This window comes from Streptomyces sp. NPDC051183 (genome assembly GCF_040682455.1).
GTDB lineage: Bacteria > Actinomycetota > Actinomycetes > Streptomycetales > Streptomycetaceae > Streptomyces.
In genome coordinates, this window is sequence record NZ_JBFBBA010000074.1 from 1 (window position 1) to 20,430 (window position 20,430).

The window sequence follows — 20,430 nt, forward strand, 5'->3', positions numbered from 1 at the left end:
GGCCGAGACCGAGGCCCGTCTGGCGGACCTGGCCACCACCCGGAAAGTCATCGCCGAACTCGTACCGGCCGGGGAAGAACCCGAACCGTCCGAGGCGCCCACCGTCTACCAGGACATCGTGAACGCCTTCAACCAGCACCCCGGCCAGGAGTTCCGGGCTCGCGAACTGCACGAACTCCTCGGCATGCCCACCGACGAGGCATCCGTCAACATCACCCGCAGCCGCCTCGGCCGCCTCACCCGCCAAGGCTTCCTCACCCAACCCGGACGAGGCCGCTACCAGAAACGGACGTAACGCCCTCTGAGGACCGCCTCGTAGCAGGTCACGTCGACCTGGCCTACGATCTTCCCGCGCTCCACGTAGGGGAAGTGCATGATGTAGCGGCAGGCCTGCCCCTTGTCCCCGTTGACGGCGCCGCCGCCTTCGGCAGGCGGTACGCACCCGGCCTCCTCCGCGCCGGTGGAGACGAGCATCGCGAGGAGCACTCCCCCCACGGTCAAGCCACGGCGGAGCCGTCTGCTTCGCGCGGGTATCTCTGTCCTCGGGTTCACGTCCATGCGCGGAGTGTGGTGGCGGCCCCGCCGGTAGGCAAGGCTCCGAGCGAGATGACCGGCCACCTGAAGGCGGTCGACGGGCTCGAAGGTCGGCTCACCGCTGCCAAGGGCCGCCGCAACCACCTCGCGCACGACTTCTGCTTCGAGGCCGCCCCCCTCCTGCTGGCCCCGGAGCCGGCCCTGCAGGTGATCGCTGAGCTGGACGCCGACGAGACCACCTTCCTCGACCTCGCCGACGAGGTGGCGGCCATCAGCCGGGCCATTCTGGAAGAGGCCGGTATCGACCGGGCCTTGACCGATGCCGTCGGCGCCGCCCTGATCGAACAGGCTAAGGCCCAGTAGCCGACCGACACCCGGGGCCCTCCAGTCGGGCGCTCGTCACGCCGTCGGGAGCCGTCCTGGCGGTGAGGTTCTCGGGAGCGCGCCGGCCAAATGCTCCCGAGCGCCTGCCGCGTGCCAGGACGGGGTGGGCGCCGGCCGGTCGTCTCCGACAGCGTGTCCGTCGTCGGGGTGGGCGTGGCGGGAGGGGGCTGCCCGACGGATTCCCGCCCGGGAGCCTCGCCGCCGTTGGCCGCCCGCTGGACAACGGGGCACAGCGGGTTCGCGGCGCCACTTTGAGGCGAGGTACAGCACCGCGGCCGGCACAGGTGCTGTTCGCCACCTGCACCGGCCGTCGGGCTGGAAGGGTGAGGGCATGAACGACATGAGCAGGCTCCTGTGGCGGATCGAGCGGGTGGTGCAGGTCGACCACTCCCAGTTCGTCATCGCGGACTTTGACGAGGCCAGCGACGAGCACACCAACCCTCCGCTGGGGCAGGACGACGGCCTTGGGGCCGGGGAACGGGCGGTCCGCGTCATGAGCCTGATCGGGTACCACGAAGCCGAGTTGGACTTCGAGGTCTGGGACGGGGAGCCGGGCCTCGGGGCGGTGCCGCCGGTCGGCGAGGTGGAGATCCTGTCCCGGTACGGGTTGGCCACCGTGGAGGAGCTGTTCCAGGGGCACATGAACCAAGGGCCGATCGCCATGGGACCGCCGGGCCGCTACCGGATCCGCGTAGAACGGCAGTGCATGTTCCCGCTGGAGGAGCGCTGGCAGCTGCAGCACTCGGGCCGCGACAGCGGCCTGGAGAAGTACGTCGTGCAGACATGGCGGGTAGGGGATCTCAACCAGGGCCTGCGCTGGGAGGACTAGACCGGTGCCACGGCCCCAGACGCGGCCGAGCCGTGTGACGTAGAGAACCGCGCCCACCCACGGCAGGTGCTGTTCAGCACCTGCCGTGGGTGGGCGCGTCCTAGACTCCGGCGATGGACGCACTGGACTTCGCAGGGATCTACGCCACCGGCTTACCCGAGCAGCAGACGCTCGCCGGACCGTTCCATGGACAGTGGGGCTGGCTCTGGGTGCTGGGGGACGACGAGGGAATCCACACGGTGAACCTGAGCGAGGATGAGCAGTTGGCTGTGAGCCCGACCGCGTTGGGTGTCCGGGTCCAGATCGGGCCCGGTCCCATCGCGGCAGCCGTGTCGTACTGGTTGCAGTCCCCGCCGGACGGGGCGGGTCTTCTGGTGGCCGACGTCGAACTTGTGGCGCCGCAGCGGAAGATCCAGTGCACCTCGACCGAAGGCCGTAACGAGGGCGTCCTGTCGCTCCCCGAGGGCCGGGAGAAGGTACGGGTGCGGGTGTGGCGGCGGCCGGTGCCCGAGGAGAGCGGGGTTCAGCAGTTCGACGTCCGGGTGTGGCCGCTGCGGTAGCGCGCCGGGCCCCGTACGCCACGGCGTACGGGGCCCGGCTGCCGGGCGGAGGGTCTGCTATCCGCCGATGATGGGGTAGAAGCCCTCTCGGTTGATGACCCGTTCGTCCTTGTACCAGGTGGCGAGCCACTGGCCAGCGGTGTTGTTGTCGGCCGAGGAGACGTAGCGGACCGAGAAGTTGCCGTCCCCGAGCCCGGCGCCCTCCAGCGTGCTCGCGAAGGGGTACTCGTCGCACTCCTTACCGACTGGGGTCCCGGACGGCGACAGGGCCTTGCACGCGTTGTTCTTCGCGGTGGTGTTGTCCTTGCGGCGCTGGTAGGTCTCCAGGTCCCAGACGACGTCGGCAGCGTAGTACAGGGGGCGCCCGGACCCGATCTTGCCGGGGATGGACTTGCTCGCCTTGGGCGGGTAGGTGGAGCCCGGGTTGGTCTGGGCGTCGTAGATGTGCTGTGCGACTTCGTTCACGGCCGGGTCGCTGCGGGTGTAGTCCCACAGGGCCGCATACTTGTCCGAGAAGATGGTGGCCCCGGCGGTGCCGAGGTAGGCGGCGGAGTCGGCGCGGACGTTCGTGGTGTGGAGCGTCACCCAGCCGAGGTTCAGGTCCGAGCGTGCCTGCTGGGAGACGGTGCACCGGCTGATCTTGTCCGGGGTGTAGCCGTCGGCCTTGTTCGAGTTGATCTCGAAGACGGCGGTGGAGCCGGAGCGCCAGGCGGCGACGGTGGTGGGGGAGTTCCCGACGACTCCGCAGGCCGGGTTGGAGCCGTCGGTGTCCGAGTAGCCCGACGTTGCGTACGACAGCTCCAGGCGGACCAGGGCCGCCGGGATGACGACGCCGGAGTCCTTGAAGTTGTTGAACTCGCTGGTGAAAAAGGTCTTCCGGGAGCCCTTGTCGCCGCGTCCGGCGGTGGTCATCCGGAAGGTCGTGTTGCCCTGGACCTGGCCTTCGGTGTCGATGTAGTAGATGACGCTGTCGCGGCCCGCGCACCAGTTGAAGCGGTCCATGGGCATGGCGCCGTTGCCCTCGGAGTCGGTGTTCTCGCGGCACCACTTGACCGTGACGAACGGCGTCGAGTGTGGGACGGGGCCGGCGAAGGCGGCCTGCGGCCCGGCGGCGGGCGGAGGGGTCAGTGGCCGGGTTATCTCGGTCTTGGCGGCTTCCTCGGCGGCCTTCGTCAGCGTCGGCGGGGCAGGAGGGGTGGCGGCCCTGCGGGTCGCGGTGAGGGTGGCCGGGAGGCGGGAGCCGATGGGGAGAGCCGGGTTGTCGGCGCTGGTGATGCCGCCGAACACGGCCCGTACGGGCGCGTTCGCGGTCGGTGCTCCTTGGGCGGGTGCGGGGATCGCTGCTGTGAGGAGGAGGGCAGCGCTGAGAGCGCCCAATAAGGCGCTGGTTCGCTTCATGAGCCGGGAGCGTAGTGCACGTGTTCGGCCGTTCGGGAGGTGTTCGCGAACGTCGTTTACCGGGCCGGGTGTCCGCCGGCACACGGCCGGCACGTCTCGTGGGACACTCCGCGGTCATGGACGAGGAACCTCTCGAGTCGTGGGTGCAGCGCTTCCTGGCCCGGCAGCAGAGGGGTGGGCAGGCTGCGGGCGGTGCCGATAGCGCCGGGTCCGGCCCGTGCCGCGCACGTGCAGCCGGACAAGCCGCGGGTGATCGAGCGGTGGGACGGGTACGCGTGGCGGCCCTACATGATCGCGGCCAACTGCGCGCAGGCGAAGCAGATCCTGTACCCGCCGCCGCCGAAGCAGGACGGGCCGCCCGCCGGGGGTGGGCCGGTTCCGGTACGCGGGCGGGGGCGGCACCGCAAGCCGCGCCCCGGCGAGGAGAGCTAGGAGTCGGCGGCGGCATCACAGCTGTTCCCAGAAGCCGATGTCGTCGCCGCTGTAGACCCAGGACGGGGACGTGGCCACGGCATCGAGAAAGGCAGCCCGGTGGGGCCGGGCCCAGGAGACGGGGACCAAGGCCTCGTTGACGAGGTCGTGGTCGTCGGTCCACTTCTCGATGCGGCGGGTCATCACGACCACGGACACCTCGTAGCGCTCGGCGATCCTGCGGATCTTCTCGCCCTTCATGTGGCGGCGCATGATCTGTAAGCGGTGGGCGTGGAGGTAGGCGTCGATCTGCTTGTGGGTGGCCTTGGGCTCGGGGTCGAGGTCGGCGGTGGTCATCAGGGACATGACGGTGCTCCGTGGGTGTGTCGTGGGAGATGCGGGCCGGCGAGGTACCGCCGGACACAGCACGGCCCCGGAACCCTCTGCTGTCCGAGGAAGGGGTGCCGGGGCCGTGTCGTACGAACTGTGCAGACTGCGGGCGCGGCTGGTGCCGACCCATTACGCGATGTCGTCCTCGCTGGCCTCCGCTTCTGCGGTGGCCTCGGCGTCGTTCTCTTGTGCCGCGTCCGGGTCGTTGGACGGGACGGCGGCGGTGATGCATGCGCGCATGACGGACTACCCCCCTTTCCGCAGGTGGGTGACGCTCAATCGGTACAGGCGAGACAGTAGCGCCCCGTGAGGGGCTCCTCGCCCAATTCCTGAATATGCCAAACCAGTTACCCTGGGTCAGCTACGGGCGTCGGCGGCGGCGCGGTGCGCGCGGTCCAGGAGGACCGGGGTGAACGCGCTGACCTGCGTTCCGTAGGTGATGCAGGACCCGCAGTCGAGGTCGTAGGTGGGGATCTGTTCGGGATGGCGGACCGCGATGTGCTCGGCGAGGACTTCGGCGCTCTTGTTGCGCTGCCGGATCCCGGTCTCCGTTCGGACGGCCCAGAACAGGTTCCGCCAGATCACGACTCGTATCCGGCACACCGTGCAGTCGGCCATCCACCCGGGGATCTCCGGCAGCGAGCGCGCCGGGGCATGGGTGATGGATGGGAGTTTCACGCGGGTGACGGTACGGGCCCGGGCGGGCGCGCGCCCTTGCGGTTCCGGCCAAACCCCGCTGGGTGTGGCCGGAAGGGTGTCGGGCGGCACCTGCGCCAGCCTCATGTCGTGCGACTCAGGCCCGCGGGTCAGCGGGCGTCGTCCAGGACGCGGCGCGCGCCCTGGGCGAGGAGGTCGGCGGCCACCCCGTGGCCCACGGCCTCGGGCGAGGGGCCCTGGAGGGTGGACTCCAGGCGGGTCTTGCCATCCGGGCTGAACACGGCGCCGGTCAGGCGCAGCTCCTTGCCCTGGACGACGGTGTCGGCGCGCCCGGCGATCGGGGCGAGGCAGTACCCGGCCAGCGCGCGGAGCATCGTCCGTTCCGCGTCGGCCTCGGCCCCCGCGTGCACGTCGCACAACCGGGACACGGCCGCGATGGTGGCCTCGTCGTCGGTGCGGGTCTGCAGGGCCAGGAGCCCGGCCCCGACGGCGGGCAGCATCCGCACCGTCGAGATCGTCTCCAGCACCATCCCCTCCCCGATCCGGGGGTTCGCACTTCGGAGGCGTACGAGGCCGCACCGGGCAACGATCAGGGCGTCGATCTCCCGTTCCGCGAGGAGCCGCAGGCGGGAGTCGACGTTGCCCCGTACCGGGACGGCGACGAGGGCGGGGTTGTAGGCGGCGAGCTGCGCGACCCTGCGCGGGCCGGAGGTACCGACCCGGGCGCCGGGGAGCAGCTGGTGCATGCGGGTCCCGCCGGCGGTGACCATGACGTCGTTGACGGATCGCGGGCCGGGTAGCCGACGACGGTAAGCCCGTCGGGGGGTTCGGTGTCGCCGGGCATGTCCTTGAGGCAGTGGACGGCGAGGTCGGCGCGGCCGTCGAGGAGGGGGTCCAGCCAAGGTGAGCCCAAAAGGGGCAGTGGAATGATCTTGAAGGTCTGAGCCGCTGCTCTTGCGGATCTACCACTGAGGGCCTGACCGTGATGCCCATTCCACGGTTCTGATTTTCCCCTGCTCGTTTCCCGGGATGATCCGGCACGTGGGCGCGCGAGGCGCGTCCGTCCAGTGCTGGGCCACGGGTGGGTGGGATGACTTCGATCGAGCGGACCGCGTATCCGCGGTTCAAGCGGCTGATTACCGCGCGCGAGCTGCATGTGTTCTTCGCTCCGGGCGAGGAGGAGCGGGCCTGGGCTGAGGAGGTCACGGACTCCGACGAGCATCAGTTCGCGTTGCTGCTGGCGCTGAAGTCATATCAGCGGATGGGCTGCTTCCCGAAGCAGGAGGACGTGCCGGAGCAGGTCGTGGAGTTCGTGCGGCGCGTTATGGAGCTGTCGGAGAGCACCTTGCCGGTGTACGCCTCGCAGCGGACCGCGAAGAGCCACCGCAGCCTGGTGCGCGAGCGGTGCGGCATGCGCTACGACGGGCCAGCGGCGCGCAAGGTGGCCGAGGAGACGATGCGGATCGAGGCGGCGTCGAAGAACAACCCGGCGGACCTGATCAACATCGCGTTGGAGAAGCTGGTCGAGGCCGGGCTGGAGATCCCGCGGTTCTCAACGCTGGACGCGATGGCGTCCACGGTGCGGGCTCAGGTGAACGAGGAGATCCTGGCCGGGATCCGCGGCCGGATGACGGCGGAGGAGAGGCGTCGGCTGCTGGGGTTACCGGACGTGGTGGGGCTGGACCGCAAGACCCTGTTCAACGCGCTGAAGCAGAACCCTGGCCGGGCGACCTGGTCGAACTTCAAGCGGCTGAAGGGGCACCTGGAGTGGGTCGACAGTCTGGGCGACACCGCGAAGTGGCTCCAGGGGGTGGCGTCGGGGAAGGTCGCGGACTTTGCCGGCGAGGCGGAGGCCCAGGACGCCGCGACGCTGAGGGACTACACCGAGGACAAGCGTGTCGCGCTGATCGCGTGTCTGTCCGCGAAGGCGCGGATGCGTGCCCGCGACGACGTGGCCACGATGTTCTGCAAGCGGATGGCCGCGAAGGTGAAGAAGGCCCGTGACGAGTTGGAGGAGATCCGCCGCAAGCAGCAGGAGATCGTGGAGGCCCTGGTCGGCAACTACCGCACCCTGCTCCAGCAGGTCGACGTCGGCGGGCCCGCGCAGACGGCGCGGGCGCAGGCGGCCGCCATGACCAAACAGTCTCTGGACGCGCTGGAGGGCTTGGACGAGGAGTCCAGCGCCGAGGAGGTCGCGGGGCGGCTGGAGGGCCGGGTGTCGCCTGCGTTCCTGCTGCTGGCCGAGGGGCTGATGGTGCAGTCGAACGGTCTGGCCTCCGTGACGGCGACGGTGGAGAAGTTCGGTGGGTTCGACGCGCAGTACGCCCAGATCGAGAGGGTCTCCGCCCACCACGGTGACAACTGGGAGGTGCTGTTGCACGGGCACCTGAAGGCGGACCGGCCGGTGATGTTCGACCTGACCGACGTCATCGAGCTGAAGGCCACGAGCGAGGACACAAGCGTCCTCGACGCCCTCGCGCACGCCAAGGCCCACCGGACCCTGACCCGTGACTACATCCCCGACCGCGACGACCAGGGCCGGCCCGTCAGCATCTCCTTCGCTGCGCAGAACTGGCAGAAGGTGATCCGGGACCGCCGCAGGCCCGGGTACTTCGTGCGCCGGCACTTCGAGGCGATGGTGTTCTGCTACCTCGCCGACGAGCTGCGGACCGGGGACGTCGCGGTGCTCGGCTCGGAGGAGTACGCCGACTGGTCCGAGCAGCTGCTGCCGTGGGACGCGGTGGAGGAGAAGCTACCGGAGTATCTGGTGGAGGTCGGCCTGCGCGAGGCCGGGGACACCACGCCGTTCGACGGCCGCGCGCTGGTTGCCCAACTCCGCAGGCGGCTGACCCTGGCGGCGGCGAAGGCGGATGGCGAGTACCCGGAGAACGACGAGCTGTTCATCGATCCCGACTCGGGGGCGCCCAAGCTCAAGCCGCGTCGTGCTGAGAAGCCGCGCAAGAGCGCCGAGCGGCTGGAGCAGGCGATCAAGGAACGGATGCCGGAGCGGTCGCTGCTGGGCATCGTGGCGCGCACGGCGTACTGGATCGAGTGGTGGCACCGGTTCGGGCCAGCCTCCGGCAACGACCCGAAGCTGAAGGACCCGTTCGGCCGGTACGTGATCACGACGTTCGTGAAGGGCACGAACATGACCTTCGCCGAGGCCGCCCGGCACATCGCAGGGGTGACCGGCCATGAGCTTTCGATCGCCGCCCGGCGACACGCGACCACGGCAAAGCTGAACGAGGCGATCACCGACGTGGTAAACGCGCACGCCCAGCTCGACATGTCCCGCGCGTGGGGCAGCGGCACCACCGCCGCGGCCGACGGCACCCACATGGACACCTACCTGGACAACCTGCTCGCCGAAACGTCCGTGCGGTACGGGGCGGTGGGCGGCATCGCCTACCACCACGTCTCGGACCTGTACATCGCGCTGTTCACGCACTTCGTGCCATGCGGTGTCTGGGAGGCCGTCTACATCATCGAGGGCCTACTGAAGAACACCTCCGAAGTGCAGCCGACCACTGTCCACGCCGACACCCAGGGCCAGAGCTACCCGGTGTTCTCCCTGGCCTACTTGCTGGGCATCGAACTGATGCCCAGAATCCGCAACTGGAAGGACCTGCTGTTCTTCCGCCCGAGCCGGACCACGCGTTACGAGCACATCGACGCGCTGTTCGGCGAGGTGGGTCGCAACGTCATCGACTGGAGCCTGATCGAGACCCACTTCAAGGACCTCATGCGGGTCACGGTCTCGGTCCGCGAGGGCGCCATCTCCTCCGCCCTGCTGCTCAAGCGGCTTCGCTCCGGCTCACGCCGCAACGCCACTTACACCGCTTTCCGCGAGGTCGGCCGGGTGATCCGCACTGTCCAGCTGCTGCGCTACCTTTCCGATGCCCCGCTGCGCGGCCGGGTGACGGCCGCGACCAACAAGGTCGAGGCGTTCAACGGCTTCTCGGACTGGGTCCGCTTCGGACAGCGCGGCACGGTGAGGGCGAACGACCCGGTCGAGCAGGAGAAGGACGTGAAGTTCACCTCTCTGCTGGCCAATCTGGTGATCTTCCACAACACCCTGGACATCGCGGACGTGGTCCGCGAACTGCAGGCTGAGGGCGAGGTCATCGACCCGCTCGACCTGGCTCAGATCTCCCCGTACCTGACCGAGCACATCATGCGTTTCGGCGAGTACTCCACCCACGAACTCGGCATCACCCCGGACGACTACGACACCCAGCTCGACGTCGACTTCAGTGCGCTCGGCAAAGACGTGGCGGAGGCCGCCCGCTGAGTCGGCCTCAGACATCCCGGCGCCGCACGACCATCACGGCGACGGTCACGGAGACGAGCGCCCAGGCCGCGAGCGCTATCCAGGAGCCCGTGATCGTGGCCGGATATTCGCCCAGGCTGGTGTGGCCGTCGGGGTTCAGCGCCAGCCGGGCCTGCGCGGCCATCGGCAGGTGGTTGCCGATCTCCTTCAAGACCCGGTACCTCTCGCCACCGAAGAGCATGGGCAGGATGAAGAGCATCCCCACGACGGCGACGATCGAGGCCGTGGCGTGTCTCAGGACGGCGCCGAACGCCATGCCGATCAGCGCGCAGACCGGGATGACCAGCGCGTATGCCGCGACGGCCCGCAGGCAGCCGGGGTCGTGTATGGAGAGTCCGACGTGGCGGGAGGCGAGCATCGCGTTGGTGGTGAAGAACGACGCCACGGAGACGATCACACCCAGGACGAGCGTGATCGCCGTGACGAGGGCCACCTTGGCCGTGATCACCGCGCGCCGGTCGGGGGTGGCGGCGAGCGTGGTGCGGATCAGTCCGGTGGCGTACTCGCTGAAGACCGTGATGGCGCCGAAGCTGGCCGCGGCCAATGCCATGACGTCGGCCGCGATGCTGCCCAGGCCGTGGAACAGCGGGTCGTACTTGAAGGGCGGGAAACCGGGAAGCGTGGGATGTGGCTGGTCGATGTACGTCAGGTCGGAGTGGACGGCGTTCACGTTGATCGCGATGGCGACGACGGCGCTGAGGGCGAGCACCCAGTAGGTCGACCGGAGAGACCGCATCTTGATCCACTCGGCAGCGAGCAGGTCGGTGAACCTGGCCACCGGTTCGGCGGCGCGCTCGGACGGCCGGGTGCCGGAGAACGTCATGGTGCTCATCGGGCTTCTCCTGCGAGGTATTCGACGCTGTCGGCGGTGAGGGACATGAACGCCGACTCCAGGGACGAGGTGTGGGTGGCGAGCTCGTGCAGCACGATGCGGTGCCGGTGGGCGAGGTCGCCGATCCGGGCTGCGGTCAGGCCTGTGACCCGGCCCGCCTGGTCGCTCTCGCGGCGCACCGACGCACCCTCGGCGATCAGCAGGGCCTCCAGGGCCGCCAGGTCAGGGGTGTGCACGGTCACGCCCTGGGAGGCGTTGCGGGCTGAGAAGTGCTCCAGGCTTTCGTCGGCGATCAGCCGGCCCTGGCCGATGACGATGAGCCGGTCGGCGGTGTGCTCCATCTCGGCCATCATGTGACTGGAGACGAACACGGTGCGGCCCTCGGACGCCAAACGGCGAAACAGGCCACGCACCCACAGCACGCCCTCGGGGTCCAGACCGTTCAGGGGCTCGTCGAACAGGAGCACCGGGGGATCGCCGAGCAGGGCGCCCGCGATGCCGAGACGCTGCTTCATCCCGAGGGAGAACCCTCCGATCCGGCGCCGCGCCGCCTTCGCCAGCCCGACCTCCTGGAGGACCTCGTCCACGCGGGACAGCGGGATGCGGTTGCTGCGGGCCAGGGCGGACAGGTGCGCCTGTGCGGTGCGTCCGCCGTGGACATCCTGGGCGTCCAACAGCGCGCCGACGTGACGCAGTCCGCGCGGGCGGTGCGAGAAGGGAACCCCGTCCACGACGATGGACCCGCTGGTGGGGGCGTTCAGGCCCAGGATCATCCGCAGTGTGGTGGACTTGCCGGCGCCGTTCGGGCCGAGGAAGCCGGTGACCTTGCCCGGTTCAACGGTGAAGGTCAGATTGTCGACGGCGACGGTGTCGCTGTACCGCTTGGTCAGCCGGGAGGATTCGATCATGGGTCCAAGCTGCCGGGGAGGGCAAGGAGCCGGCATCGGCTGGTGGTTCACACTTGCGAGCCCTGCTGGTAGCCCGGGGGATTACGCCCGTGGGCCAATGCCCCGGTGGGAGCGCGTCGATAGGATCGACTGATGATCGCCACTCCCCATCCACCCCTGCTCAAACGCGTGCCACCGGGTATGTGGGTGGCGGCCTTCTGGTCGACCCTCATCCTGGTACGTACGTTCCAGCGGCCGGACGAACTGCAGCGTCTGCTCCGGTACAACGGCAACATCGAGGACGCACCGCTGCTGGTCACCGCCGTCGTCACGACCCTGGGCGCGCTGCTGCTGTTCCGCGCGCCGCTAGCGGCCGTGGCCATCGCGCTCGCGGGCACCGTGTTCTCGCTCGGGATGGAGGTGCGGGCGACGCCGGTCGTGCTCTTCCTGCTGGCCGACGCGGCCGTGGGCTACACCGCGGCGACCCGCTCCCGGCGGGTCTCGGTCCTCGCCGCTGCACTCCCGGTCGGCGTGCTGGCCGCGTACACGGTCTGGCGGCTGGGACACGGGTACTTCTTCAACCTCTCGGTGCCGGCCGCCCTCGCGTCGACCGTCGTCATCGCCTGGCTGATCGGCAACACGATCCATCAGAACCGGGCACACGCGGACACGGTACGCGCCCAGGCCACGCAGCAGGCGGTCACGGCCGAGCGGCTTCGGATCGCCCGGGAGCTGCACGACATGGTCGCCCACAACATCGGCATCATCGCCATCCAGGCCGGCGTGGGCAGTCTGGTCATGGACACCCAGCCCGCCGAGACGCGCAAAGCGCTGGACGCCATCGGGGCCACCAGCAGAGAGACCCTCGCCGGCCTGCGGCGGATGCTCGGCGCACTGCGCCGGAGTGACCCAGAGTCCGCGCCGCTGGATCCGCTCCCTGGTCTGGCCGCCATCGATCAGCTGGTCGGGAAGACCGCGGCCGCCGGGGTTCGGGTCGACGTCCGGTGGCGGGGGGAACGTCGCGACCTGCCCTCCGACGTCGACCTGGCAGCCTTCCGCATCGTCCAGGAGGCGGTCACCAACGTCGTGAGGCATTCCGGCACCCGGGACTGCAGCGTCACGGTCGACTACCGCCACGACGAACTGGCCGTCGATATCGTCGACCTCGGCTCGGGCGGCACCGTCGCAGAATCTGGATACGGCATCGCCGGAATGCGCGAACGGGTCAGTCTGCTGCACGGCGAGTTCAGCGCCGGGCCGCGTCCGGAAGGCGGCTTCCGCGTGACAGCTAGGCTTCCGGTGCCAGTGGAGGCAGGCCGATGATCCGTGTCCTTCTGGTCGACGACCAGCCCCTGATCCGTTCCGGCCTGCGCGTTCTCATCGCCGACACCCCCGACCTGGAGGTAGCAGGGGAGGCCGGAAACGGTGCCGAGGCGGTGGAACTGGTCCAACGGCTACGGCCGGACGTCGCCATCATGGACATCCGCATGCCCGGCATGGACGGCATCGAGGCCACCCGCCGGATCAACGCGGAACCGGAGTCGAGTATCCGCGTACTCGTCCTCACCACTTTCGACGACGACGAGTACGTCTATGGCGCGCTTCGCGCCGGAGCGAGCGGCTTCCTCGTCAAGGACATGCCGCTGAAGACCATCCTCGACGGGATCAGGGTCGTCGCCGCCGGAGATGCCCTCATAGCTCCAAGCGTCACTCGCCGTCTCATCGAGGAGTTCGCCGCACGGCCCGAACCCGCCACCACCCGCCGGGCGGTAGTCGACGGCATCACCGACCGGGAACGCGAGGTCCTGACCCTCGTCGGCCGCGGCCTGTCCAACGCCGAGATCGCCGAAGAGCTCACCATCAGCGTGGCCACCGCCAAGGCCCACCTCGCACGACTCTTCACCAAACTCGACGCACGCGACCGGGTCCACCTCGTCATCCTCGCCTACGAGATTGGCCTGGTCGCGCCCCCACGGTGATGTTCACCGGCGGATGACCAGGCCAGCGGCGGGCCACCGCCACCCTGCGCAGCAATGAAGATCGCGATAGCGGCTGGCTTCGCTCTCCACGCTTCAGAAAACCAACGTTTATTGAAGATCGCCAGGCAGGCTCAAGGAAGGACCCCAGAACCTTCAAAAACTCCTTCAAAAACCTAGACGGTTCAACAACCCTCGGTAACCGTTTTCTGACAGGATTCCGGTCGTGAGCACGCCACTTGAAGACGCCCAGCTCGAACTCCTGGGCGTTGAGCCCGCCGTCCGGACCCAGATCCGCATCGGATACGCACGAGTGTCCACCGGTGGACAGAAACTCGACCGCCAGCTCGACGCCCTCACCGCGGTCGGCTGCCGCCGGATCTTCGCCGACAAGAAGTCGGGGAAGAACGACCTACGGCCCGAGCTGAAGGCGTGCCACGCCTTCCTCGCCGCCGGCGACACCCTGGTGGTGCCCGCCCTCGACCGCTACGGCCGTTCCTTGCAGGACCTGATCACGATGGTCGGCGAGCTGCGCAAGCGGGAGATCGGCTTCACCTCGCTGCACGAGCGGCTCGACACCACCACCCCCGGCGGCCGGCTGGTGTTCCACGTCTTCGCCGCGCTGGCGGAGTTCATCCGCGAGCTGATCGTCTCCGGCACCCGCGAGGGCCTGACCGCCGCCCGTGCCCGGGGGAAGGTCGGCGGCCGACCCAGCGTCGTCAATGCGGACATCATCCGGGCCGCCCGAGACATGCTGCCCAACCCCGACCACTCGATCACCTCGATCGCCAAGCTCCTCGGGGTGAGCCCCGGCACGCTCTACAACCACATCCCGGACCTGCAGGAGCTGAGAGCCAGCCGCATTCCGGCCCAGCTCGAAGCGGGGAGCCGGTAATCCCCGGCGAGCACTGGCTCAAGGGCGGGGCCCTCCTGATCGGCGCCGACGAGCCCGGCCTGCCTGGGCCCTTCGGTGCCTTGGCTGATCAGGACGGCCAGGAAGACGAGCACGACCCAACCGAGGACGCTTTCGTCGAACCACACTGCTGATTCGCCAAGATCATCCCACTGCCCCTTTTGGGCTCACCTTGGCTGGACCCCAGGAGGGCCTGCTCGACGCCCTTGATGAAGGTCCCCCTTGCCGCCGAGGTCGGCCAGGCGACCGGCCCAGCGGTCGCCCTCGGTGGACACGGGCAGGATCGTAACGTCGGTCTCCGGGTACCAGTGCGCGAGGCGGTCACGGACCTGCCCCGCCTGGAAGAGAGCCATCGTGGAAGGACGGGACGCGATCGTGAGGCGTTCAGGATGTTCCATGGCGGGCACCATATGCCCTCCAGACAGGCCACTTGCCGTCACCGTGTCGGCGAGCGGCCAAAACGGGCGGTCCCCCGCCAACAGCGGGCCCGTAGCGGGGGTGCGGTCCGGCGACACAGCACCGGCGGCCGTGTCCTACCAGCCTGCGTCCCGCCACACACGAAGCGGGCTACCCGACGAAGATCGCCTCGACCTCGGCGGCCGTCTGCCAGGCCGCGCCCATCATCACCGTCAGGACGACCACGGTCTCCTTCTGGAGCTGTGCTTCGGCCTCCCATATCTCGCGCATCACGGCCATGATCTGGGCGGCGTCCTCGCCGTCCGGGTCGATCCCCGCCTGCGTTCCCGTCGCCCCCTTGTGCAGCTTCAGGTCGGCGGTGGCGTTCATGAGCCGCGCGCAGAGAGAGGCGGCCTTGGGGAAACGTCGGTGGGCTTCGGCGTTGGGGATCGCTGCGAGCCCCGAGCACACTGAGGAGAGCATGCTGAGCAGCGAGGCCTGCTCGTGGAGGTCGAGTCCGTGCCAGAGCAGCTCGACGTGGATGTTGTCCTCAGCGGCGGCCAGCTCGCCGCGGGCGACCTCTTCTACGATCCGGTCGAAGGCTTCCTGCGCAGTGCGTTTCACACCGGCGTCACCCGGCCGCTTCTCGGGCTTGCCCCGTGGGCCGCCTTCACAGGGGACGGGGATGTGGTCGTCAGGGGAGGCTGCGGAGGGAGAGTGCTGGTCGGACACGGGAGTCTCTTCCGGTGCTCTGGCGGCAGCCGAACAGCAGAGGCACACCCTGGCGCCTCTGGAACACGGGGCGTCGCAGACTGTACTGGCTGACGGCCGAGTCGTGACTGGCCGGCTGCGCGAGCTCGGGGAGTACTCGGCGCAGACCGCGGCCCCAGCGTCGAGGACGACGGCTGGGAAGGTCCTGCGCCTTCCGTGGACGATTCCGTCACCGAGAGAAGTTCCTCAGCAGGCGGCAAGTGAAAGCGGCCGGAGGGTTCCGCGGTCTGGTCGATGCGGGTAAGCACCTGATGACGTGGTACGGGCACAGCATGAGCTCGCTCCCGCCGATGCGCCCCCCTCCTGAGGGTGTCGCACCACACGATCCGATGGCGTACGACGTGCGCCATCGGACGGCACTACGCGAAGCCCCCCACCCCGGTTCGGACGGGGTGGGGGGCTTATGCGCTACATGCCCAGCGCTACTGGGCTACGTGGCCGACGTACGCCGACCACGCCGGCGACGAGAAGGCCAGGACAGGCTGCCCGGCCTCGCCGTTCTGCTTTGAGTCGCGGACGCCGACTGGCGCCTGCGGCTAGTAGAGGGCCTCCACGCACTCGCCGTTCGGGTCACCGGTGTACGACGACTTGAACCAGTCGCCGCTGTCACGCAAAGACCTGTCGCGCATGGAAGGACCCCTCTCCTCGTGATCTGGGGCGGCTGACCCTAGCGCGCTACGAGCCCACGTGATCGGCGAACGCCGACCAGGCCCTGGACGAGAACGACAGGACGGGCTGCCCAGGCTCGGTGTTGCACTTCGAGTCCCGGACATTCACCGCCCCCGGAAGGGGGCAGGCCTCGAGGCACTCGCCGTTGGGGTTACCGCTGTAGGACGACTTGAAGTACTTGCCGTACGGGCGGGCAGTGGTGCAGGTGGTGCTCATTTTCCGATCAGACCTCTCGTGAGAGTTGTTCCAGGAACTTGGGTGTTTCGTATGGGGGCAGCGCCCCCAGGGTGAGGGCTTCGAACCGTCGATCGAACTGCTTGATCGACTTCGGCGTGGAGGAGATGCGAGTAGCACCGTCCACCGTGCCGCTGGCCACGGCAGGCTCAAGGCGCTGCTCGGGGTCGAAGCTGAAGATCCCGAAGTCACCACTGGTCGCACGATATGTGGGAGCCCTCTTCGGGATGATCTGAATAGTCACGTTGGGCCGCTCGTTCAGTTCAGCGATGGCCGTGAGCTGAGCACGCATGATCTTGCTGCTGCCGACCGTGTTCGTCAGCCCTGCTTCTTCCATGACGCAGTGGAGTTTCATCCCCTCCTCGGTGATGCGCTTCTGCCTCTTCAGGCGGACGTCGACCGCGTGCTCCACGAACTCGTTCGTGGTGTCGTTGGCCTCCTTGGCCGCCAGAATCAGGGCGTGAGCGTACTCGGGGGTCTGGAGCAAACCGTTGACAACCCCCGGCACCCACCACTTCGTCTCGACGGCCCCTGATTCCAGGGCGAGGTAGAGGTTCATGCCGGAGGGCAGGACGGAGACGCTGGCGGTCCACCAGTCGTCGGCCTTGGCCTGCTTGTGCCAGTCCATCAGCATCGCGTGCTCGTCTCGGCTGAGCTTGTACTCGCCCAAGAGGGCGGAGAGCTGCTCTATGCGCCGGAAGCCGCTCGTCCCGCTCTCGATGTTCGTGATGGTAGACGCTGCACACCCAGCCGCCTTCGCGGCCTGAGCGCCCGTCAACCCTGCTCGTTCCCTCAGGCGGGTGAGTTCCGCGCCCAGCATGATCCGGAGGAACGTCGCTCCGACGTTCGCCGCCATCTCTTCCCCTTCCGATCGGTTCGTCTCGCGGTCATGCCGGTTCGTCTCCGAGATACCCGGGCTCGGCTCCGCACACCCCCGGTTCACCTCCGGGATCCCCCGGTTCGATTCCAAACCCTGCTGGTGCGCCTCCAGTTGAAGTCGGTTCGCGTCCGTCATATACCAATCCGTCGTCGGGGTGCAACGGCTGTCGCGTTCAGATTGAATTCAACTCGAAGCAGGAGGACGGTGTAGGTGAGCCGCCCGGCAGCCCGGAGGAACCCTTCCTCGGCAGTCGGCAGCCCGGGACGTCGGGCGGCAACCACCCCCTCCCCGTGGACGGAGCACCACTGTGGCGAGCCTGGCCGAGCACGTAAGGACCCCCGAAAGCAGCAGAGCGCACGCGGCCAGTCCGCACCCGAACGCGGACCTCGGCCTCGTACGCCCGCACGGCCTCGTCCCCACGGACACTGCCAGTGGCGTGCAGGGCACGAGCTACCGGCCGGCTCTGAGCGCGGATATCGAGACCGCGCAGGGCCTGGCTCGCTGGTCGCCCGGCGGCCCCACCACCGGCCCCGTGGTGGAGCGGCTGCGGAGCCACATCAGCCAGGACCTGCGAGACGCGGAGAAGTACGTTGCCTCGCTGCCCTCCAGCAGGCGGCGGGACATCGCCGACCAGACCGTGCGGTACGCGTCCCAGGTCCTGGTCCGGAAGCAGTGCCCCAGCCCCGCAGCCAGGTTGTTGATACACGCCAAGCTCGCCGACCACGTGCACCGCTACGCCCAGGCCCACCGGGCAACCCTCCCCAGGCAGGCCGCTGAGCGGGTGCACTGAGGGTGTCCATTCACCCCTCCTGGAACCCGTATCCAGCCCGCCCCCTCGGCCCGGGACCATTCACGGAGCCCGACCCGCACGTGCTCGAGTACGACGACGGCCACCCCGGTATCAGCTTCACCGAGGGCCCCCAGAGCCAGTACCCGTTCCCTCGTCCGGAGACACGGCCGGCCTGAGAGCCGTACGACGCCGGTGCCCCTCCTCGCCCCTTCGACAACCGCCGAAGGGGCAGGTTCTCCACCACGATCGGCGCGTGTCGTACAGCACCCACCGCAGGCGGCATCGCCTCCCGCCACCCCACCAGACATCGCCCCGTTGGATTGTCGGAGCCGAAACGCGCGACGGGGCGACCCTTTCCGAGGAGTTCGAGGACATGTCGTTAGCAGACCGGGCAGAGCAGGCCTTCACCCTCGGGATGATCGCCTGCCAAGCCACCGCATACGGCCTGCTCGGCTACCTCGCTCTCTCGGAGGTAGAGCCTTCGGCATACGCGCTGCCCGCCATGTCCGCTCCGGACCTGGCGGCCGATGACCCCGGGTGGTCGGAAGTCCTGCCGCCAGACTCCGGCTACCCGGCCTGACCGCCCCTCCCCCACTGGGGATGTCGGGCGACACAGACGCCGGATTGAGCCGCACGACACCATCGCGCAGTTCGCCGTCTACCGAACGCCCGGCACCACGACGTAGGGACCGACACCCTGGAGGGGGCCCGGAACCTCCTCAAGAGGAACTGTCCCGACCCGGCCGCCCGCCTGACCCTCTACGCCGAGTACGCCGAGCAGGTGCTGAGCCTGGCGGAGGAGTGGCGGGCGAGGAAGCCCACCGGGTAGCGGGATCCCGCAGACCGCCCCGGGCCGGGGTTGCCTGCCTGGACTCGGTCCCGGGGCTCGCCACCCCCACCACCCCCGCCACCCCGCCTACCCGGCCGGGAGCCGGGGCCGCTCACCCACTTCGATTCAGGGAGTAGCTGTGGTCGAAACCAAGCACGTGCCGATCCCGACCGTCCCCAACGCTCCGCTCGACACCTCGCGCCCGCACTTCGTGGGCATCGGCGGAGCGGGGATGTCGTCCCTCGCTCTGCTCCTGACTCAGCGGGGCTCGACGGTCACCGGCTCGGATGTGCGCTCCACCCCCGTCACCGACCGCCTCAAGGCGGCCGGTGCCACGATCAGGACCGGGCACTCCGAGGAGCTCACCGGAACCCCGGACCTGGTCATCTGGTCCAGCGCGGTCGGCGCGGACAACCCCGAGGTGGTGGCCGCCCGCCGCGCCGGGATCCCCGTCGTGCATCGCTCCCAGCTGCTGGCCCACCTCGTCGCGGAGGCGGAGGACTCCGTTGTCGTGGCGGGTACGCACGGCAAGTCCTCCACGACCGCGATGCTCGCCTCCGCCGTCGGAGCGAACCTGTCCGGCTGGTCCGGCGGCGGCGACCTGGTCGCTTCCGGCGCCAACGCGGGCACCGGCCCGGGCGACATCTTCGTCGCCGAAGGCGACGAGAGCGACCGGTCCCTGACCGCGTACCGGCCCGACATCGCCGTCATCCTCAACGTGGACGACGACCACCCCGAGACGTACGTCGACCTGGATGACGCGATCGGCGTCTACGCCGCCTTCGCGCGGGGCGCGAACTACCTGGTGACTTCAGCCGACGACGGGGGTGCCCGCCGTGTCGCCGAGCTGGTGAACCGTGAGACCGCCGTCGTCACCTTTGGGCGGTCGCCCAGCGCCGACGTGCGCGTCACCGGCATACGCCCGGACGGCACCGGATCGTTGATCGTCCTATGCGGCCCTGACGGCGTGGAGGTCACCATCGGCCTCGCGGTGCCCGGCGAGGCGGCGGCCATGAACGCGGTCGCCGCGTACGCCACTGGGCTCGTTCTCGGGGTCGATCCCAGCACGCTGGTCTCCGGCCTGGCGCGCCACGGCGGGGTCGCGCGCCGGATGACCCCGGTCGGGGAGGCCGACGGCGTCACCATCATGGACTCCTACGCCCACCACCCCACCGCCATCCGGGCCGACATCTCCGCGGCCCGCCAGCTCGCCGACGGCGGCCGGGTCCTGGTCGTCTTCGAGCCCTCCGGCTGGACCCGTACCGCCGCCCTGGGTGACACCCTCGGCCGGGCGCTGGCGGGCGCCGACGAGGTCGTACTGCTGCCGGTGCACTCCCTGCTGGACTCTCCGATCGGCAAGGTCGGCACGGACAAGGTCGCAGCGGCCGTCGCCGAGCACGGCACCCCCGTGCACCGTGTGTCGGACACCACCGCGGCCGGCGAGGTCTGCGGGGAGCTGGTGTGCCCCGGTGACCTCGTGCTGACGATGGGCACCGGGGCGGTGTCCGAGGTGGGCGAGGCGCTCCTCGCCCACACGGTCGACGTCGTACGGAACTAGACGTGGGTTCCCACGGTGGCGGCCGCGAGGAGCTGGGCTGTGGCCTCCAGGCCGGTGCTGTGGGAGCCCTTCACGAGGACGACGTCCCGGGCCGTGAGGATGCCTGCCATGGCGGCTGGAACGGCGTCGCGGTCGGCGGCCCGGATCACGTCCAGAAGCGGGTTCTGTTCCCGCGCGGCGGTGGCGAGCACGTGCGCGTGCT

The 20,430-nt window shown here is 69.3% G+C and carries 24 protein-coding genes and 3 pseudogenes; 12 read left to right on the forward strand and 15 right to left on the reverse strand.

Features of this window, described 5'->3' with window-relative positions; genetic code table 11:
• The coding region (locus AB0M99_RS35740) for a hypothetical protein (protein ID WP_365928084.1) at window positions 1-295 on the forward strand (295 nt) is incomplete at its 5' end.
• On the opposite strand, the gene AB0M99_RS35745 is transcribed toward AB0M99_RS35740, so the two are convergent.
• Window positions 277-486 carry a hypothetical protein gene (locus AB0M99_RS35745; RefSeq protein ID WP_365928086.1) on the reverse strand — a complete coding sequence of 70 codons (210 nt, stop codon included), beginning with the start codon at window positions 484-486 and terminating at the stop codon, window positions 277-279. The two genes, AB0M99_RS35740 and AB0M99_RS35745, sit on opposite strands and share 19 nt — an antisense overlap.
• 120 nt (window positions 487-606) lie before the next feature.
• On the opposite strand from AB0M99_RS35745, the gene AB0M99_RS35750 reads away from it, so the two are divergent.
• From AB0M99_RS35750 to AB0M99_RS35760, 3 genes are all read left to right on the forward strand, one after another.
• Entirely contained in the window at window positions 607-897 is a 291-nt protein-coding gene (locus tag AB0M99_RS35750; protein WP_365928088.1) for a hypothetical protein, read from the forward strand.
• A 352-nt stretch (window positions 898-1,249) separates the two neighbouring features.
• Complete coding sequence (locus AB0M99_RS35755; protein ID WP_365928090.1) at window positions 1,250-1,747, forward strand: hypothetical protein; 498 nt, start codon at window positions 1,250-1,252, stop codon at window positions 1,745-1,747.
• 113 nt (window positions 1,748-1,860) lie between these two features.
• Window positions 1,861-2,307 (forward strand): hypothetical protein, encoded by a 447-nt coding sequence (locus tag AB0M99_RS35760; RefSeq protein ID WP_365928092.1) that lies wholly within the window; start codon window positions 1,861-1,863, stop codon window positions 2,305-2,307.
• A 57-nt stretch (window positions 2,308-2,364) separates the two neighbouring features.
• On the opposite strand, the gene AB0M99_RS35765 is transcribed toward AB0M99_RS35760, so the two are convergent.
• Window positions 2,365-3,705: a NucA/NucB deoxyribonuclease domain-containing protein gene (locus AB0M99_RS35765; RefSeq protein ID WP_365928094.1), complete on the reverse strand. Its 1,341-nt coding sequence runs from the start codon at window positions 3,703-3,705 to the stop codon at window positions 2,365-2,367.
• Window positions 3,706-3,897: 192 nt separating this feature from the next.
• On the opposite strand from AB0M99_RS35765, the gene AB0M99_RS35770 reads away from it, so the two are divergent.
• Window positions 3,898-4,137, forward strand: a complete 240-nt coding sequence (locus AB0M99_RS35770; RefSeq protein WP_365928096.1) for a DUF6087 family protein — start codon at window positions 3,898-3,900, stop codon at window positions 4,135-4,137.
• 15 nt (window positions 4,138-4,152) lie between these two features.
• On the opposite strand, the gene AB0M99_RS35775 is transcribed toward AB0M99_RS35770, so the two are convergent.
• From AB0M99_RS35775 to AB0M99_RS35790, 4 genes and pseudogenes are all read right to left on the reverse strand, one after another.
• Window positions 4,153-4,482 (reverse strand): hypothetical protein, encoded by a 330-nt coding sequence (locus tag AB0M99_RS35775; RefSeq protein ID WP_365928098.1) that lies wholly within the window; start codon window positions 4,480-4,482, stop codon window positions 4,153-4,155.
• 381 nt (window positions 4,483-4,863) lie between these two features.
• Window positions 4,864-5,184, reverse strand: a complete 321-nt coding sequence (locus AB0M99_RS35780; protein WP_365928100.1) for a hypothetical protein — start codon at window positions 5,182-5,184, stop codon at window positions 4,864-4,866.
• Window positions 5,185-5,312: 128 nt separating this feature from the next.
• Window positions 5,313-5,663, reverse strand: a complete 351-nt coding sequence (locus AB0M99_RS35785; protein ID WP_365928131.1) for a hypothetical protein — start codon at window positions 5,661-5,663, stop codon at window positions 5,313-5,315.
• Window positions 5,661-6,319 (reverse strand): annotated as a pseudogene (locus tag AB0M99_RS35790) (hypothetical protein); the annotation flags it as partial. The gene AB0M99_RS35785 and the pseudogene AB0M99_RS35790, both read right to left, overlap by 3 nt.
• On the opposite strand from AB0M99_RS35790, the gene AB0M99_RS35795 reads away from it, so the two are divergent.
• Window positions 6,254-9,454 (forward strand): Tn3 family transposase, encoded by a 3,201-nt coding sequence (locus AB0M99_RS35795; RefSeq protein ID WP_365928102.1) that lies wholly within the window; start codon window positions 6,254-6,256, stop codon window positions 9,452-9,454. The pseudogene AB0M99_RS35790 and the gene AB0M99_RS35795 overlap by 66 nt on opposite strands.
• Before the next feature lie 7 nt (window positions 9,455-9,461).
• Here the strand turns inward: AB0M99_RS35795 and AB0M99_RS35800 are convergent, their stop codons facing one another.
• Window positions 9,462-10,325 (reverse strand): ABC transporter permease, encoded by an 864-nt coding sequence (locus tag AB0M99_RS35800; RefSeq protein WP_365928104.1) that lies wholly within the window; start codon window positions 10,323-10,325, stop codon window positions 9,462-9,464.
• Window positions 10,322-11,233 carry an ATP-binding cassette domain-containing protein gene (locus AB0M99_RS35805; RefSeq protein WP_365928107.1) on the reverse strand — a complete coding sequence of 304 codons (912 nt, stop codon included), beginning with the start codon at window positions 11,231-11,233 and terminating at the stop codon, window positions 10,322-10,324. The genes AB0M99_RS35800 and AB0M99_RS35805 overlap by 4 nt, the downstream gene beginning before the upstream one ends.
• A 132-nt stretch (window positions 11,234-11,365) precedes the next feature.
• On the opposite strand from AB0M99_RS35805, the gene AB0M99_RS35810 reads away from it, so the two are divergent.
• The 3 genes from AB0M99_RS35810 to AB0M99_RS35820 all read left to right on the forward strand — a co-directional run bounded on the left by AB0M99_RS35810 (window position 11,366) and on the right by AB0M99_RS35820 (window position 14,083).
• On the forward strand, window positions 11,366-12,535 hold the full coding sequence (locus AB0M99_RS35810; protein WP_365928109.1) for a histidine kinase: 1,170 nt from the start codon (window positions 11,366-11,368) through the stop codon (window positions 12,533-12,535).
• The gene (locus tag AB0M99_RS35815; RefSeq protein WP_365928111.1) at window positions 12,532-13,191 is read left to right on the forward strand and encodes a response regulator transcription factor; all 660 of its coding nucleotides are present in this window, start codon (window positions 12,532-12,534) and stop codon (window positions 13,189-13,191) included. The genes AB0M99_RS35810 and AB0M99_RS35815 overlap by 4 nt, the downstream gene beginning before the upstream one ends.
• A 223-nt stretch (window positions 13,192-13,414) precedes the next feature.
• Window positions 13,415-14,083, forward strand: a complete 669-nt coding sequence (locus AB0M99_RS35820) for a recombinase family protein (RefSeq protein ID WP_365928113.1) — start codon at window positions 13,415-13,417, stop codon at window positions 14,081-14,083.
• Window positions 14,084-14,268: 185 nt separating this feature from the next.
• Here AB0M99_RS35820 and AB0M99_RS35825 read toward each other — a convergent pair whose 3' ends face one another.
• From AB0M99_RS35825 to AB0M99_RS35850, 6 genes and pseudogenes are all read right to left on the reverse strand, one after another.
• The gene (locus tag AB0M99_RS35825; RefSeq protein ID WP_365928115.1) at window positions 14,269-14,511 is read right to left on the reverse strand and encodes a hypothetical protein; all 243 of its coding nucleotides are present in this window, start codon (window positions 14,509-14,511) and stop codon (window positions 14,269-14,271) included.
• Window positions 14,512-14,668: 157 nt separating this feature from the next.
• A complete protein-coding gene (locus tag AB0M99_RS35830; RefSeq protein ID WP_365928117.1) occupies window positions 14,669-15,121 on the reverse strand; it encodes a hypothetical protein in 453 nt (150 codons plus the stop codon).
• A 569-nt stretch (window positions 15,122-15,690) separates the two neighbouring features.
• Window positions 15,691-15,780: pseudogene (locus tag AB0M99_RS35835) on the reverse strand (hypothetical protein); the annotation flags it as partial.
• A gap of 24 nt (window positions 15,781-15,804) precedes the next feature.
• Window positions 15,805-15,897 (reverse strand): DUF397 domain-containing protein, encoded by a 93-nt coding sequence (locus AB0M99_RS35840; protein WP_365928119.1) that lies wholly within the window; start codon window positions 15,895-15,897, stop codon window positions 15,805-15,807.
• Between the two features lie 46 nt (window positions 15,898-15,943).
• Window positions 15,944-16,153 (reverse strand): DUF397 domain-containing protein, encoded by a 210-nt coding sequence (locus tag AB0M99_RS35845; protein ID WP_365928120.1) that lies wholly within the window; start codon window positions 16,151-16,153, stop codon window positions 15,944-15,946.
• Window positions 16,154-16,160: 7 nt separating this feature from the next.
• On the reverse strand, window positions 16,161-17,186 hold the full coding sequence (locus AB0M99_RS35850) for a helix-turn-helix transcriptional regulator (protein ID WP_365928122.1): 1,026 nt from the start codon (window positions 17,184-17,186) through the stop codon (window positions 16,161-16,163).
• A 301-nt stretch (window positions 17,187-17,487) separates the two neighbouring features.
• Here AB0M99_RS35850 and AB0M99_RS35855 point away from each other — a divergent pair, with 301 nt between their 5' ends.
• The 3 genes from AB0M99_RS35855 (at window position 17,488) to murC (ending at window position 20,228) form a co-directional block, all read left to right on the forward strand.
• Window positions 17,488-17,841: a hypothetical protein gene (locus AB0M99_RS35855; RefSeq protein WP_365928124.1), complete on the forward strand. Its 354-nt coding sequence runs from the start codon at window positions 17,488-17,490 to the stop codon at window positions 17,839-17,841.
• 373 nt (window positions 17,842-18,214) lie between these two features.
• On the forward strand, window positions 18,215-18,421 hold the full coding sequence (locus AB0M99_RS35860) for a hypothetical protein (protein ID WP_365928126.1): 207 nt from the start codon (window positions 18,215-18,217) through the stop codon (window positions 18,419-18,421).
• A gap of 388 nt (window positions 18,422-18,809) precedes the next feature.
• Window positions 18,810-20,228 carry a UDP-N-acetylmuramate--L-alanine ligase gene (murC, locus tag AB0M99_RS35865; protein ID WP_365928128.1) on the forward strand — a complete coding sequence of 473 codons (1,419 nt, stop codon included), beginning with the start codon at window positions 18,810-18,812 and terminating at the stop codon, window positions 20,226-20,228.
• Here murC and AB0M99_RS35870 read toward each other — a convergent pair.
• Window positions 20,225-20,430: pseudogene (locus AB0M99_RS35870) on the reverse strand (hypothetical protein); the annotation flags it as partial. The gene murC and the pseudogene AB0M99_RS35870 overlap by 4 nt on opposite strands.

Excerpts from the sequence above, each read along its gene's own strand:
- AB0M99_RS35785 (WP_365928131.1), bottom strand. The coding sequence starts at position 5,663 with ATGCTGCCCGCCGTCGGGGCCGGGCTCCTGGCCCTGCAGACCCGCACC.
- AB0M99_RS35840 (WP_365928119.1), bottom strand. The coding sequence starts at position 15,897 with ATGCGCGACAGGTCTTTGCGTGACAGCGGCGACTGGTTCAAGTCGTCG.
- AB0M99_RS35860 (WP_365928126.1), top strand. The coding sequence starts at position 18,215 with ATGTCGTTAGCAGACCGGGCAGAGCAGGCCTTCACCCTCGGGATGATC.
- AB0M99_RS35845 (WP_365928120.1), bottom strand. The coding sequence starts at position 16,153 with ATGAGCACCACCTGCACCACTGCCCGCCCGTACGGCAAGTACTTCAAG.
- AB0M99_RS35810 (WP_365928109.1), top strand. The coding sequence starts at position 11,366 with ATGATCGCCACTCCCCATCCACCCCTGCTCAAACGCGTGCCACCGGGT.
- AB0M99_RS35775 (WP_365928098.1), bottom strand. The coding sequence starts at position 4,482 with ATGTCCCTGATGACCACCGCCGACCTCGACCCCGAGCCCAAGGCCACC.
- AB0M99_RS35795 (WP_365928102.1), top strand. The coding sequence starts at position 6,254 with ATGACTTCGATCGAGCGGACCGCGTATCCGCGGTTCAAGCGGCTGATT.
- AB0M99_RS35765 (WP_365928094.1), bottom strand. The coding sequence starts at position 3,705 with ATGAAGCGAACCAGCGCCTTATTGGGCGCTCTCAGCGCTGCCCTCCTC.
- AB0M99_RS35800 (WP_365928104.1), bottom strand. The coding sequence starts at position 10,325 with ATGAGCACCATGACGTTCTCCGGCACCCGGCCGTCCGAGCGCGCCGCC.
- AB0M99_RS35755 (WP_365928090.1), top strand. The coding sequence starts at position 1,250 with ATGAACGACATGAGCAGGCTCCTGTGGCGGATCGAGCGGGTGGTGCAG.
- AB0M99_RS35805 (WP_365928107.1), bottom strand. The coding sequence starts at position 11,233 with ATGATCGAATCCTCCCGGCTGACCAAGCGGTACAGCGACACCGTCGCC.
- AB0M99_RS35815 (WP_365928111.1), top strand. The coding sequence starts at position 12,532 with ATGATCCGTGTCCTTCTGGTCGACGACCAGCCCCTGATCCGTTCCGGC.
- AB0M99_RS35825 (WP_365928115.1), bottom strand. The coding sequence starts at position 14,511 with ATGGTGCCCGCCATGGAACATCCTGAACGCCTCACGATCGCGTCCCGT.
- AB0M99_RS35760 (WP_365928092.1), top strand. The coding sequence starts at position 1,861 with ATGGACGCACTGGACTTCGCAGGGATCTACGCCACCGGCTTACCCGAG.
- AB0M99_RS35750 (WP_365928088.1), top strand. The coding sequence starts at position 607 with ATGACCGGCCACCTGAAGGCGGTCGACGGGCTCGAAGGTCGGCTCACC.
- AB0M99_RS35850 (WP_365928122.1), bottom strand. The coding sequence starts at position 17,186 with ATGACGGACGCGAACCGACTTCAACTGGAGGCGCACCAGCAGGGTTTG.